This is a genomic window from Actinokineospora sp. UTMC 2448, from assembly GCF_024760565.1.
Classification (GTDB): Bacteria; Actinomycetota; Actinomycetes; order Mycobacteriales; family Pseudonocardiaceae; genus Actinokineospora; species Actinokineospora fastidiosa.
In genome coordinates this window covers 1,139,584-1,153,194 of record NZ_CP031087.1, presented here as the reverse complement: position 1 = coordinate 1,153,194, position 13,611 = coordinate 1,139,584, and the positions used below count along the sequence as shown (strand labels likewise).

Genomic DNA, 13,611 nt, shown 5'->3' with positions numbered 1-13,611 from the left:
CAACCGGTCAAGGGTACCCTGCCGCCCATCAGCGCCCGCGCAGCACCTCCCGCGGGACGTCCGCCAGCAGCCGGAACTGCCTGGGCGCGGTGAACCGCAGCGCCACCAGGTAACCGGTCAGCGTGATCAGCCCCACAACCGCGACCACCAGGGTATCGCCCGCCCCGGCCAGCAGCGCGCGGGTCCCTGCCGCCAGCGCCGCGGCCGCGAGACCCGCCGCGAGCACCCCGCCCAGCGTCCCCGGCACCGACGGCACGGCCTGATGCCTACTGGCCAGGCCGTGCACCGCGACCACCGTCCCGACCACGCCGCTGGCCACCGTCGCCGCCGCGATGCCGGTCACGCCGAACGCCGGGGCCAGCGCGAGGTCGCCAGCCACGTTGACCGCCATCGCCGCGAGCGCCGAGCGCACGGCGATCCGGCCGTCGCCCAGCGCGTAGGCGGTGCGCGCCGCGACCTCGCGCACGGCCAGGACCGGCAGCCCGACGGCGAGCACCGCGGCCACCGAGCCCGTCGTCGCGACCGCGGCGGCGTCGAACTCGCCCCGGCCGAACACCAGCGACACGACCTCGGTCGACACCACCGAGAGCACCACAGCGACCGGCACCAGCACGGCAGTCAGCGCGCCCATTCCGCGTTCCACCAGCCCGCGCAGCTCGGCGCGCCGCTCCGCCGACACCGCGGCCGACAGCCTCGGGTACAGCGCGGCCAGCAGGGTCGCCACCACCAGCATGTCCACAGTGGCCACCAGCCGGGCGGCGAAGTTGACCGCGGCGATCGCGCCGTCGGAGACCGTCGAGGCCACGGCGCGGTCGACCAGGGAGTTGACGTTGGCCGCGGCGCTGCCCACCAGCAGCGCGGGCAGCAGCCGGAGCATCTCGCGCAGTCCGGGATCGCGCAGGCGCAGGGTCGGCCACGGCCGGGCCACGACCGCCCGCACCGCGGGGATCTGGATCACCAGCCGCACTGCGGACCCCAGGACGAACCCCCACGCCAGCGCGGTCACGCCGAACACCGGCCCGGCGAGCCCGGCGGCGGCGATCATCACGACGTTGAACCCCAGGCCCTGCACGGCGGCGGGCGCGAACCGGCCCAGCGCCTGCCCGGCCCCGGCCAGCAGGTTGGTCGCGCTGATCAACACGGTGGCGACGAGCACGACCCGGGTCAGGTCCACCGCGACCGCCGCGGTGCCCGCGTCGAACCCGGGCGCGAGGACCGCCACGACCGCGGGCGCGCCGATCCACATGGCCACACCGCCGAGCAGCAGCACCACCCCGGAGAGCCCCAGCGCCGCCCGCACGCTCGCCACGCCGTCGGCCGCGCGGCCCGCGGCCGCCGCCCGGGCGACCACCGGGATCGCCGCCTTGGCCAGCGCGCCCGCGACCAGGCCGAGCACGAGGTTCATGAGGCCCTGCGCGACCAGGAACGCGTCGACCGCGGGCCCGGCGCCGAACACGGCGGCGATGACCACGTCCCGGACCAGGCCGAGCGCCGAGCCTGCCAGCGTCAGCCCCGCGGTCAGCAGCGCCGCGCGCCGAACCCCCACGCCGCCACCCTATTGCGGCCGCCCATAACGCTGTCCGATACCCGACATTGTCGTCTTTCGCCCTGGTCGGAGCCCATTTCACCGGATTAGCGTCCCGCCACCGCCGACGGCGTTGCCCCTGCGACACCCCGCCGTCGGCGACCGGACGACGCGAGGGCGCGCGTCCTGACCCCTGCAGTCAGGAAGGACTCCAGCACGTGGAAGCCAAGCGGAAGAAGGTGCTCGCGGCACTCGCCGCCTGCGCCTCGGTGACGACCGGGGTGGTGGTCGCGCAGTCGGCGATCGCGGCCCCGCCCGCCCCGGCGCAAGCGGGCCAGCAGCAGGCCACCCGGATCATCGTCGGCTACAAGGCGGGCGCGGCCGAGGCCACCTCGTTCAGCGCCGCCGCGGCCGACGCCGACGCCAAGACCGACGGCAGGCTCGTGCGCAGGCTGGGCACCGGCGCGTCGCTGGTCGACCTCGGCGCGGGCGCGGACGTCGACGCCGCCCTGGCCGCGTTCCGAGCCGACCCGTCGGTCGCCTACGCCGAGCCGGACCTGATGGTGCAGCGCCAGGCCGAGCCGAACGACCCCGAGTACGCCAAGCAGTGGGACCTGTTCGAGGCCAAGGCGGGCATGAACGTGCCGGGCGCGTGGGCGCAGTCCACCGGCGCGGGCGTCACCGTCGCCGTCATCGACACCGGGTACGTGCGCCACTCCGACCTGGCCGCGCAGATGGTCCCGGGCTACGACTTCATCTCCAACACCTCCGTGGCCAACGACGGCGACGGGCGCGACAGCGACCCCGCCGACCCGGGCGACTGGCTGACCCGCGGCGAGTGCGGCACCGACAACCTCGGCAGGCCGGTCCCGCCCGCCGACACCAACAGCTCCTGGCACGGCACCCACGTGGCGGGCACCATCGCCGCGCAGACCGACAACGGCAAGGGCGTGGCGGGCATCGCCTACGACGCCAAGATCCAGCCGATCCGCGTGCTCGGCAAGTGCGGCGGCATGACCTCCGACATCGCCGACGCCATCACCTGGGCCTCCGGCGGCGCCGTGCCGGGCGTCCCGGCCAACCAGAACCCGGCGAAGGTGCTGAACCTGAGCCTGGGCGGGCAGTCGGCATGCCTGTCGACCTACCAGAACGCCATCAACGGCGCGGTCCGGCGCGGCAGCACGGTGGTCATCGCCGCGGGCAACTCCAACATGGACGTCTCCGGCTTCACCCCGGCCAACTGCGACAACGTCGTCGCGGTCGCGTCGAGCAACCGCGTGGGCGACCGGGCGTTCTACTCCAACTACGGCGCCAAGATCGACGTGGCCGCCCCGGGCGGCGAGGTGCGCCGCGCGAGCGACCCGCCGGGCAGCATCACCACCCCGGAGAACGGCATCTGGTCGACGCTGAACACCGGCGACCGCGCGCCCGGCTCGGAGAACTACGAGCCGTACATGGGCACGAGCATGGCCGCCCCGCACGTGGCGGGCGTCGCCGCGCTGATGGTGGCGAAGAACGCGGAGCTGACCCCGGCGCAGGTGGAGACCCTGCTCAAGGAGAACACCCGCCCGCTGCCCGGGACCTGCTCCGGCGGCTGCGGCACCGGCCTGGTGGACACCGCCAAGACCGTGGCGGCCGTCGACGGCGGCGAGGAGCCCCCGGCGGGCGAGGTCGAGGTCGTCAACCCGGGCAACCAGTCCGGCAAGGTCGGCGTCGCGGTGTCGCTGCAGGTCAAGGCCACCGCCAGCACGCCGGAGGCGACCCTGTCGTACGCGGCGTCCGGCCTGCCCGCCGGGCTGTCCGTCAACTCCGGCAGCGGCCTGATCTCCGGCACGCCGACCGCGGCGGGCACGTCGAACGTGACCGTCACCGTCACCGACAGCGCGGGCAAGCGCGGCACGGCCCAGTTCACCTGGACCGTCACCGCGGCCAACGGCGGCGGCACGGTCACCGTGGCCGACCCGGGCTACCAGCTGGACTTCCGCGGCTGGTTCACCGCGCTGCGGATCCAGGCGTCGTCGTCGGACGGCTCCGCGCTGACCTACCAGGCAGCGGGCCTGCCGACGGGTCTGTCCGTCAACTCCTCGACCGGGGTCATCAGCGGCGTCCCGTCGCGCTCCGGCGTGTACTCGGTGACCGTCACCGCGACCAACGCGGGCGGCGCGTCGGGCAAGACGACCTTCACCTGGTACGTCTTCTAGAACCCCGCGGTGGGGGGACACGAGGCCGGGCGGGCGCAGCCGCCCGGCCTCGCCGCGTCCTCAGAGCCAGCCGCGGCGGGCGGCCAGCACGCCCGCCTGGAACCGGGTCTCGGCGCCGAGCAGGCGCATCAGCTCGGTGACCCGCCTGCCGACGGTCCGGTCGGTGATCCCCATGGCCCTGGCGATCGTGCGGTCCTTCATGCCCGAGGACAGCAGCGCCAGCAGCTCGCGGTCGCGGTCGGACACCTCGGCGGCGGGCGCGCTGATCGGCACCGCCCGCGCCCACTGCGACTCGAAGCAGGCGACGACCGCGTCCAGCAGCGCGGAGGGCCGCACGAGCCAGCGTCTGCTCGGGTCCGGGTGGCTGTAGGAGCAGGGCAGGATCGCCATCGACCGGTCGGCGATGGCCATCTTCATCGCGCCGTCGGCCAGCACCCTGGCCTGTTCCCCGGCCTCGGCGCAGCGGCGCATGTGGTCGGCGTCCTCCGCGGTGGCCAGCGCCTCCGGGGCGTAGACGACCCGGTAGCGGATGCCCGAGGCGAGCTGGGCCAGCTCGGCGATGTTGGGGCTGCACGCCCCGCCCAGGTACGGCGGGGCGTCGACGACCAGCACCTCGGACTTGGCGGCGAACTGCAGCCTGCTGATGCCGGTGAGCACCGCGTCGTCGCCGTCGAGCAGCTCCACGCAGCCGCCGCCGTCGGCCGGGCCGCGCGGGCGCAGCCTGGCCAGGTCGTCGATGCGCTCCTGCAGCCGGGCGAGGTCGCTCTTGCGGCGGCGGACCAGGGCGGCCACCGACACCTCCGGCGAGACCGCCATGTACTCGGCGGGGCCGACCCGGTTCACCAGGCCGGTCGCGCTCAGCCGGGCGAGCGTGGCCAGCACCGCGGGTCCGCTGCCGCCCACCCGGGCGGCGAGTTCGTCCACAGTCGCCCGGTGGGCGTCGAGCAGGGCGAGGTAGACGTCGTTCTCGGCGCGGCCGAGACCGACGGGCTCCAACAGGAACATGGCGCACCTCCTGCCAGTGACGAGGCCGCGCGGGCCCGTTTGACACGCTCGCCTCCCCGGAGGGGGTGAGCGGGGCGCGGCTAAACTCGCGGGTCCGGGCGGTTTCGGCGAGGAGGGTGTGTGGCCGTCGACACAGATGTGCTTGCGACCGCGGGACGGCGGCGCACCTTCGCGGTGATCAGCCATCCCGACGCAGGCAAGTCCACGCTCACCGAGGCGCTGGCCCTGCACGCGAAGGTCATCTCCGAGGCGGGCGCGGTGCACGGCAAGGCGGGCCGCCGGGGCGTGGTGTCCGACTGGATGGAGATGGAGCAGGCCCGCGGCATCTCGATCACCTCGGCCGCGCTGCAGTTCGGCTACCGCGACTGCATGGTGAACCTGCTCGACACCCCCGGCCACGCCGACTTCTCCGAGGACACCTACCGCGTCCTCACCGCCGTCGACAGCGCGGTCATGCTGCTCGACGCCGCCAAGGGCCTGGAGCCGCAGACGCTCAAGCTCTTCGAGGTCTGCCGCCACCGCGACATCCCGGTCATCACCTTCATCAACAAGTGGGACCGCCCGGGCCGCGACGCCCTCGCGCTGTGCGACGAGCTGGTGGAGCGCATCGGCCTGCAGCCCATGCCGCTGACCTGGCCGGTCGGCGAGGCCGGGCACTTCCGCGGCGTGGTCGACCTGGTCACCGGCGAGTTCGTCCGCTACGAGCGCACGGCGGGCGGGGCGACCGCTGCCGCCGAGGAGCACTTGGACGCCGAGCGGGCGCTGGCCGAGGTCGGTCCGGAGTGGACGCGCGCGGTCGAGGAGGCCGAGCTGCTGGCCATGTCCGGCGGCGAGTTCGACCGCGAGCGCTACCTCAAGGCGAGCGCGACACCGGTGCTGTTCGGCGCCGCCGTGCTCAACTTCGGCGTCCGGCACCTGCTGGACCTGCTGGTGTCGCTGGCCCCGCCGCCGTCGGCGCGGCCGGACGCCGCTGGCGACGAGCGCCCCGTCGACGCGCCGTTCTCCGGGTTCGTGTTCAAGGTCCAGACCGGCATGGACCGCGCGCACCGCGACCAGGTCGCCTTCGCGCGGGTGTGCTCCGGGGTGTTCGAGCGGGGCATGGTCGTCACCAACGCCACCACCGGGCGGCCGTTCGCCACCAAGTACACCCAGCAGATGTTCGGCCGCGAACGCTCCACGGTGGACACCGCGTACCCCGGCGACGTCATCGGCCTGGTCAACGCGACCGCGCTGCGGGTGGGCGACACGCTGTACGCGGGCAAGCCCGCGGTGCGGTACCCGAGGCTGCCGACCTTCACCCCGACGGCGTTCGCCGTGGCCCGGCCGACGGACCTGGGCAAGGCCAAGCAGTTCCGCAGGGGCGTCGAGCAGCTCGGCGCCGAGGGCGTGGTGCAGGTGCTGACCTCCGACCGCAGGGGCGACGCCGCGCCGGTGTTCGCCGCCGTCGGCCCGATGCAGTTCGAGGTCGCCGCGCACCGGATGGACGCGGAGTTCAACTCCCCGATCCGGCTGGACCACCTGCCGTACCGCACCGTCCGGCGGCTGCTGGACCCGGCGCAGGCGCCGATCCTGAACACCGGCACCCGCAGCGAGGTCCTGGTCCGCGCCGACGGCACGCTGCTGGCGCTGTTCCTCGACGAGATCTCCCTCGGCATGGCGCGCAGGCTCAACCCGGACCTCGCCCTCGACGACAGCCTGGTGGACAACGCCGACGACCAAGCGTGACGATCACGGGACCCGCAGCGACCACCCTGCTACCGTTGGATCACCAGCACACCGTCGCGGGGAGCCCTCCATGGACCCGATCCTGGTCGATGTCGCCGCCGCCCTCGCGGCCCGCTCGGCCACCTCGCTCTACGACACGGTCAAGGCCTGGTTCACCCGCGGCGGCCGCCAGGCCGACGTGCTGGAGGCCGCCGAGGGCGCCGCACCCGACTCCCCCGAGGTGGCTGCCCTGGCCGAGGAGCTGGCCAGGGCCGAGGCCGACGACCCGGAGTTCGCCGACACCCTGCGCGCGGAGTGGGAGGCCGCTCGGGACGACCCGGCCGCGGGCGGCGGCGTGTCCAACCGGATCACCGGCACCGTGACCGGGAACGTCCTGCAGATGAAGGACAACAACGGCACCATCAGCTTCGGCTCGTGATCAGCGCGGGCCCGCCTCCGGCGGCCGCGCGCCCCGGCCCGCGAACGCCAGGGCGGCCGTCGACCCGGCGATGACGAGGACCGCGATCCCGGTGACCACGTCGGCGTCGCCGCGGTAGCCGAACACCGACGGCGCGGCGATCAGCCAGAGCGCGAGCAGGGCCTGCGCGACGCCGGTCCAGGGCGTCGACGCGGGCCGCAGCACGCGGGGCACAGCCGTGGCCACCAGCAGCAGGCCCACCACCACGTCGTTCCACGGCGGGTAGTCGAGCACGAAAGGCGCCGCGAGCAGCCAGAGCCCGGCCAGCAGCACCAGGGCGTTGGCCGCCCGCGCGCCCCAGCCGGGCGCGTGCCTGCGCTGGGACAGCAGCGCCCGGTCGACCAGCGGCGCGTCGGCCGACGCCCACGGGGTCGTCGGGGTGCGGTCTGCGGTGCGGGCGGGGTCCAGGGTCTCCCCGGCCGCGTCGCGGCGGGGGTCGTCGTCGGGGATCACGGCCGCAGCAGCACCTTCACCGCGCCGTCGCGCTTCTTCTGGAACATCTCGTAGGCCGCGGGCGCCTCCGACAGCGGCAGGTGGTGGGTGGCGAAGTCGTCCACGCCGAGCGGGTCGTCGTCGGTGAGCAGCGGGAGGATGTCCGGGACCCAGCGCAGGACGTTGGCCTGGCCCATGCGCAGCTGGATCTGCTTGTCGAACAGGGTGAGCATCGGCAGCGGGTCGGCCATGCCGCCGTACACCCCGACCACGGAGATCGTGCCGCCGCGGCGGACGACGTCGATCGCCAGGCGCAGCGCGTGCAGGCGGTCCACGCCCGCGGTCTTCATGAACCCCGCCGCCATCCGGTCGGGCAGCAGGCCGGTGGCCTTCTGCGCCAGTTCGGCGACCGGGGAGCCGTGCGCCTCCATGCCGACGGCGTCGATCACCGCGTCCGGTCCGCGCCCTCCGGTGCGCGAGCGGATCTCGTCGGCGATGCCGGAGCCGAGGGCGCGCAGGTTGAGCGTGTCCACGCCGCGCGCTGCCGCCCGCTCCAGCCGCTCGGGCACCAGGTCCACCCCGATCACGGTCTCCACGCCGCGGTGGCGGGCGATCCGGGCGCACATGTCGCCGATCGGGCCGAGGCCGAGCACGACGAGGCTGCCGCCCGGCGGGACGGCGGCGTACTCCACGGCCTGCCACGACGTGGGCAGCACGTCGGAGAGGTAGACGAAGCGGTCGTCCGGCGGGCCGTCCGGGACCTTGATCGGCAGGGTGTTGCCGAAGGGGACCCGCAGGTACTCGGCCTGGCCGCCGGGGACCTGGCCGTACAGCTTGGTGTAGCCGAACAGCGCGGCGCCGCTGCCCTGCGAGCGAACCTGCGTGGTCTCGCACTGCGACTGCAGGCCCTGCCCGCACATCGCGCAGGTCCCGCAGGAGACGTTGAACGGCACCACGACCCGGTCGCCGACCGAGAGCGCGGTGACCGCGGAGCCCACCTCCTCGACCACGCCCATCGGCTCGTGGCCGAGGATGTCGCCCTCGTCGAGGAACGGGCCGAGGACCTCGTAGAGGTGCAGGTCCGAGCCGCAGAGCCCGGTCGAGGTGACCCGCACGATGACATCGGTCGGCTCGGTGATGACGGGATCGGGGACGGTGTCCACGCGGACGTCGCGGCGGCCGTGCCAGGTGAGTGCCTTCATAGTCGGTCGGATTGCCTGTCCGCCATGCGGGGAAACCAGGTTTTGCCGCCCCCACCCGGGGGCATTACCGGGATGTCTCTCGCATTCCCCACCGAGGAGTGGTCACCGTGTCCGCCGATTTCGACCCCGATGGCGTGCCATCGGCAGGCGCCATCGTCACCTTCGTGCGTCGCGGTTCCCCCGTCCCCGAGCCCATCGGGTCGGGCGTCGTCGTCGGGCCGGTGTACCCGGACCTCGACACCGGCCGCTGGTGGGTCGGTGTGCGCCTGCCCGCCGACCGTCCCGGCCAGGCGCCCGGGGTGGACCTCATCGACGCCGAGTCCATCGTGGACAGCATCCCGCCGAGGTGGGAGAAGCCGGTCTGGTAGCGCCGGGCCCGCCAGCGGCGCCGGGGACGTCCCCGGCGCCGCTCACACACGCGCGTCCAGCCGTCCGTCTCAGTCGTCGAGGTGGTCGCCGGTGAGCCTGCGGTAGCCCTTCGCGCCCGCCCGGTCGACCGCCGCCTTCACCACGCCGAACAGCGCGCCCTGCAGCATCGCCGCGACGAGGACCTGTTTGGTGCTGTGGTCGGGCGAGGTCGCCTCGGGCGCCTCCTCCTGGCCCGACACCACCTTCCACAGCCGTTTGAACAGCACGCCTGCCAGCAGGCCGCCGAGCACGCCGGAGAGCAGGCTGAGCGGCCGGTACAAGAGCTTCACCATGCCCTCCTACTACCCAGGCCGCGCTCTCCGCGAAACCGAGCCCCTTGTGATCACGCTGTCGGCGGAGCATGCTGATGCCGCTTGGGAGCGCTCCCAAGCGACCGATGAGGAGCATGCCCGTGAGACGACAGCAATGGCTGGCCGCCGTGACCGCGGCCCTGGCACTCGGCGCGGTGGTGACGGCCGGGAGCGCGCAGGCCGCCCCGCCGCACCTGCCCAGGGGCACGCAGTTCTACGTCGAGCCGGACAGCAACGCCGCCCGCCAGGCCGAGGTGTACCTGGCCGAGGGCCGCACGGCCGACGCGGAGCTGATGGCGGCGATGGCCGCGCAGCCGCAGGCCATCTGGTTCACCACCGCGGGCGCGGACAAGGTGCGCGCCGACGTCCGCGCCGTGGTCGAGGCCGCCCGCGCGCAGCACCAGGTGCCCGTGCTGGTGGCGTACTTCGTGCCCTACCGCGACTGCTCGCAGTGGTCCGCGGGCGGCGCGCGCAGCGAGCAGGAGTACAAGGAGTGGATCGACGCCTTCGCCGAGGGGATCGGCGACCACAAGGCCGTCGTGATCGTCGAGCCGGACGGCCTCGCGCTGCTGACCAGCGAGCCGTGGTGCACGATCGGGCCCGATGACGAGCTGGTCCCGCAGCGGTTCCGGGAGATCAGCCACGCGGTGACCGCGCTCAAGCGCGGCAAGCACACCAAGGTCTACCTCGACGCGGGCCACAGCGCCTGGCAGGCGCTCAACGACTACGACGCGGGCTACGGCGAGCCCCGCCAGCAGCTGGGCATCGTCAACCGCCTGCTCCTCGGCAACATCGCCGAGGCGGACGGGTTCGCGCTCAACACGTCGAACTACCGGTTCACCGAGGACCTGGTGCAGTACGGCACGCGCGTGTCCAAGTGCCTCTACCTGCGCGAACGCGGCGCGGCGTCGTGCCCGTCCGCCGAGGAGCTGGACGCGATGCGAGTGCACCCCGTCCGCATGAAGCACTTCGTGCTCGACACCTCCCGCAACGGCCGGGGCCACTACACCCCGGGTGATGGCGAGACCGACTGGTGCAACCCGCCGGGCCGCGGCCTGGGCGAGCGGCCGACGGCGCACACCGGCATCCCGCTGGTGGACGCGTTCGTCTGGACCAAGCGCCCCGGCGAGTCCGACGGCGAGTGCCAGGGCGGGCCGCCCGCCGGGCGCTGGTGGCCGGAGCAGGCCCTGGAGCTGGCCAGGCTGGCCGAGCCGCCACTGCGCTGAGGTCACCCGATCGGCGGCGACGGATGTAGTACACCTGCTATCGTCCGCAGCATGAGAACTACCGATGTCGCCGCCGACCGGGTGCGGCAGGGGGAACCGGTAGCAGGCGTCGCGGTGCGGGTGCGTGGGCTGCGCATGCGCTACGGCACCAAAGACGTGCTGCACGGTGTGGACTTCGACGTCCGCACCGGCGAGCTGGTCGCCCTGCTGGGCCCGAACGGCGCGGGGAAGAGCACGACCATCGAGATCCTGGAGGGCTTCCGGACCCGCTCCGGCGGCGACGTCGAGGTGCTGGGCAAGGACCCCGCGCACGGCGACGAGCGCTGGCGCGGCCAACTGGGGGTGGTGCTCCAGTCCTGGCGCGACCACGCCAAATGGCGGGTCCGCGAGCTGCTGGGGCACCTGGGCCGGTACTACCCGGACCCCTTCGACGTCGACGAGCTGCTCGCCCTGGTCGGGCTGACCGAGCAGGGCGGGCAGCGCGTCGGCACGCTGTCCGGCGGGCAGCGGCGCAGGCTGGACGTGGCGATCGGCATCGTCGGCAGGCCGAGGCTGCTGTTCCTGGACGAGCCCACCGCCGGCTTCGACCCGCAGGCCCGCCGCGAGTTCCACGACCTGGTGCACCGCCTGGTCGACGTGGAGAACACCACGGTCCTGCTGACCACGCACGACCTGGCCGAGGCGGAGAAGCTGGCCGACCGCATCCTGATCCTCGCCGACGGGCGCATCCTGGCCGACGGCAGCGCCGACGAGCTGGCCCGCTCGGTCGAGGGCAAGGCCGAGGTCCGCTGGACCCGGGCGGGCGAGCGGTTCGTCCACACCACCGACGACGCGACGGCGTACGTCCGGGACCTGCTGAACGAACCCGGCGAGCCGGTGGCGGACCTGGAGGTCCGGCGGACCTCGCTGGAGGACACGTACATGGCGATGGTGCAGCGCCAGGAGGGGGAGCGGTGAACGCGAACGCGATCGCACTGGGCGTCAACCGGGGCTGGATCACCTGGCGCAGCACGAACTCCAGCCGGGAGGGGCTGTTCAACCTCTTCTTCTACAACGCCATCCCGTTGGTCTTCCTCATCGTCTCGCGCGACTCGACGCTGCCGGGGACGGACATCGCGCTGGGCGCCAAGCTCCTGCCGGGCATGCTCGCGCTGATGGTCGTGTTCTCGGTGATGGGCACGGCGTACTACCTGTCGACCGAGCGCGAGGACGGGACGCTGCTGCGCGCGAAGGCGGTGCCGCGCGGGATGTCGGCCTACGTCGTCGGCCTGGCGTTCGTCGCGGTGATGGACGTGCTGGTGTCGCTGGCGATCGTGCTGGTGCCGGGCATGTTCATCGTGCCGGACGTGCCGGTGGGCGACGTGGGGATGTGGATCGGCCTGATCGGGTACGTCGTGCTCGGCCTGATCGCCTGCCTGCCGCTGGGCGTGCTCATCGGGTCGGCGATCCAGAGCCCGAGGGTGATCGGCGGCTTCGGCTTCCTGATCACGATGGGGCTGGCCATGGTGTCCGGGCTGTTCTTCCCCATGCAGGACCTGTGGGGCTGGGTGCAGGTGCTGGTGCAGGCGCTGCCGCTGTACTGGCTCGGGCTGGGGATGCGCTCGGTGTTCCTGCCGGACGCGGCGGCGGCCTACGAGCTGACGGAGTCGTGGCGGACGCTGGAGACGCTCGGCGTGCTGGGGGCGTGGGCGGCGCTGGGTCTCATCGCGGGCCCGATCCTGCTCCGCCGCACCGCCCGCCGGGAGTCCGGAGCGGCCATGGAGGCCCGCCGCGCCCAGGCGATGCAGCGCACGTGAGCCGAGGACCGAGAATCAGCCCATGAGCGACACCGTCCACAACCGCATAGCCGTCCTGCGCGCCGAGCGCCAGGTCTCCCGCCGCCAACTCGCGGAGGCGCTCGGCGTGCACTACCAGACGGTCGGCTACCTGGAGCGCGGCGAGTTCAGCCCCAGCCTCCACCTGGCCTTGCGGATCGCGGAGTACTTCGAGGTCCCGGTCGAGCTGGTGTTCTCCACGAAGCCCTTCCCCCGGATCGGCGGGGAGTTGACCTCGACCAAGGTGGAGGATGCAGGCTGATCGCATGGAGCACGAGATCGAGGCGATCAAGCAGGTGGTCGCGGCCATCGAACAGGCACAGCGAACGGAATCGGTGGAGGATTTCGTCTCCCTCTTCCGAGACGACGCGATCTGGACGACGGGCCACGGGAAGTTCCTGAAGGGCCGGGAGGAGATCGCCGCCTTCACCGCAAAGGTCCTCCCGGGCGCGATGAAGGAGTCGACAGCGACATACGAGGTGACCCACGTCCTGTTCATCCGACCGGACGTGGCCGCGGTGAAGGTGCGCCAACGCCAAACCACCCACGACGGCACCCCGCTACCCGACGCACCCGAGGGCTCACCGATGTACGTCATGTCCAAGGAGGACGGCCATTGGCGCCTGACGGCAAACCAGAACACGGTAGTCGTGGCCTGAGGCGCCCATGAGGAGGTCGGTGACCGCCAGCCAGAAGAACCCGGCGGTCACCGACACCATTACGGCGAGGCAAGGCCCCAGACGTCTGCCGAGGCGACGGCCCCCTCTCCCGGTCCCCGCGCCCGCTTCCCCTGCCACACCAACTCCCCCATTGCCACTTTCGCTCCCTCCCACTGGCACCTCCGCTCACTGGCGCCTCCGCTCCCCAGCGGGCAGCCGTTGAGGTTGCGCAGCTCCTCGAGGCGTTTCCGCTCCCTTCCCCTGGCACCTCCGCCCCCTGGCACCTCCGCTCCCCCTGCCGCCCCCGTTCTCTCACTCTGGCTCCCTCCCCCACGCCAGCTCTCCCACCCCCTCCGCTTCTCCCACTTTGGCTTCTCCTCCACGCCAGCTTCCCCACCGCCCTCCGCTTCTCCCACTTTCGCTTCCCTCCCGCTCTTCCTCGCCCTCTGCGCTCCTGCTCCCTCGCTGCCACTGCCTCCCTGCCGCTGCCTCTCCCGCTCCCCCGCTGGCGCCACGCGCTGCCGCCACCTCGCTGCCGTCTCTCCGCCGTGCCTGCCTGTCTGCCTGCCGGGCGGCTGGCCGCCTCTCCGCCGCCGCCTGCCTCCCGCCGCATCTCCGCCACCTGGCGCCGGGCCTGCCGCTCCCT

The 13,611-nt window shown here is 73.2% G+C and carries 14 protein-coding genes; 9 read left to right on the top strand and 5 right to left on the bottom strand.

Features of this window, described 5'->3' with window-relative positions; translation table 11 throughout:
• Window positions 1–28: 28 nt before the first annotated feature.
• Window positions 29–1,546, bottom strand: a complete 1,518-nt coding sequence (gene murJ, locus Actkin_RS05420; protein ID WP_258906201.1) for a murein biosynthesis integral membrane protein MurJ — start codon at window positions 1,544–1,546, stop codon at window positions 29–31.
• Between the two features lie 197 nt (window positions 1,547–1,743).
• Between murJ and Actkin_RS05415 the strand changes: the two genes are divergently transcribed.
• Window positions 1,744–3,726: a S8 family serine peptidase gene (locus tag Actkin_RS05415; RefSeq protein ID WP_258906200.1), complete on the top strand. Its 1,983-nt coding sequence runs from the start codon at window positions 1,744–1,746 to the stop codon at window positions 3,724–3,726.
• Between the two features lie 60 nt (window positions 3,727–3,786).
• Here the strand turns inward: Actkin_RS05415 and Actkin_RS05410 are convergent, their stop codons facing one another.
• Window positions 3,787–4,731: a helix-turn-helix transcriptional regulator gene (locus Actkin_RS05410; RefSeq protein ID WP_258906199.1), complete on the bottom strand. Its 945-nt coding sequence runs from the start codon at window positions 4,729–4,731 to the stop codon at window positions 3,787–3,789.
• 120 nt (window positions 4,732–4,851) lie between these two features.
• Here Actkin_RS05410 and Actkin_RS05405 point away from each other — a divergent pair, with 120 nt between their 5' ends.
• Window positions 4,852–6,456 (top strand): peptide chain release factor 3, encoded by a 1,605-nt coding sequence (locus Actkin_RS05405; protein ID WP_258906198.1) that lies wholly within the window; start codon window positions 4,852–4,854, stop codon window positions 6,454–6,456.
• Window positions 6,457–6,526: 70 nt separating this feature from the next.
• Window positions 6,527–6,874: a hypothetical protein gene (locus Actkin_RS05400; protein ID WP_258906197.1), complete on the top strand. Its 348-nt coding sequence runs from the start codon at window positions 6,527–6,529 to the stop codon at window positions 6,872–6,874.
• Here Actkin_RS05400 and Actkin_RS05395 read toward each other — a convergent pair whose 3' ends face one another.
• Together Actkin_RS05395 and Actkin_RS05390 are read right to left on the bottom strand one after the other, a co-directional pair.
• Window positions 6,875–7,366, bottom strand: a complete 492-nt coding sequence (locus Actkin_RS05395) for an SPW repeat domain-containing protein (protein ID WP_189212374.1) — start codon at window positions 7,364–7,366, stop codon at window positions 6,875–6,877.
• Window positions 7,363–8,547 carry a zinc-dependent alcohol dehydrogenase gene (locus Actkin_RS05390; RefSeq protein ID WP_189212375.1) on the bottom strand — a complete coding sequence of 395 codons (1,185 nt, stop codon included), beginning with the start codon at window positions 8,545–8,547 and terminating at the stop codon, window positions 7,363–7,365. Before Actkin_RS05390 ends, Actkin_RS05395 begins: the two co-directional genes overlap by 4 nt.
• A 107-nt stretch (window positions 8,548–8,654) precedes the next feature.
• Here Actkin_RS05390 and Actkin_RS05385 point away from each other — a divergent pair, with 107 nt between their 5' ends.
• Window positions 8,655–8,915, top strand: coding sequence for a hypothetical protein (locus Actkin_RS05385; protein ID WP_189212376.1), 261 nt, complete (start codon window positions 8,655–8,657; stop codon window positions 8,913–8,915).
• A 69-nt stretch (window positions 8,916–8,984) separates the two neighbouring features.
• Here Actkin_RS05385 and Actkin_RS05380 read toward each other — a convergent pair whose 3' ends face one another.
• Window positions 8,985–9,248 (bottom strand): DUF4235 domain-containing protein, encoded by a 264-nt coding sequence (locus tag Actkin_RS05380; protein ID WP_189212377.1) that lies wholly within the window; start codon window positions 9,246–9,248, stop codon window positions 8,985–8,987.
• Between the two features lie 119 nt (window positions 9,249–9,367).
• On the opposite strand from Actkin_RS05380, the gene Actkin_RS05375 reads away from it, so the two are divergent.
• The 5 genes from Actkin_RS05375 to Actkin_RS05355 all read left to right on the top strand — a co-directional run bounded on the left by Actkin_RS05375 (window position 9,368) and on the right by Actkin_RS05355 (window position 12,965).
• Complete coding sequence (locus tag Actkin_RS05375) at window positions 9,368–10,492, top strand: glycoside hydrolase family 6 protein (protein WP_258906196.1); 1,125 nt, start codon at window positions 9,368–9,370, stop codon at window positions 10,490–10,492.
• A 135-nt stretch (window positions 10,493–10,627) separates the two neighbouring features.
• Window positions 10,628–11,449 (top strand): ABC transporter ATP-binding protein, encoded by an 822-nt coding sequence (locus tag Actkin_RS05370; protein WP_189212513.1) that lies wholly within the window; start codon window positions 10,628–10,630, stop codon window positions 11,447–11,449.
• Complete coding sequence (locus Actkin_RS05365) at window positions 11,446–12,288, top strand: ABC transporter permease (RefSeq protein ID WP_258906194.1); 843 nt, start codon at window positions 11,446–11,448, stop codon at window positions 12,286–12,288. Before Actkin_RS05370 ends, Actkin_RS05365 begins: the two co-directional genes overlap by 4 nt.
• 22 nt (window positions 12,289–12,310) lie before the next feature.
• Complete coding sequence (locus Actkin_RS05360) at window positions 12,311–12,568, top strand: helix-turn-helix transcriptional regulator (protein ID WP_189212380.1); 258 nt, start codon at window positions 12,311–12,313, stop codon at window positions 12,566–12,568.
• Between the two features lie 4 nt (window positions 12,569–12,572).
• The gene (locus Actkin_RS05355) at window positions 12,573–12,965 is read left to right on the top strand and encodes an SgcJ/EcaC family oxidoreductase (RefSeq protein WP_258906192.1); all 393 of its coding nucleotides are present in this window, start codon (window positions 12,573–12,575) and stop codon (window positions 12,963–12,965) included.
• Window positions 12,966–13,611 lie beyond the last annotated feature (646 nt).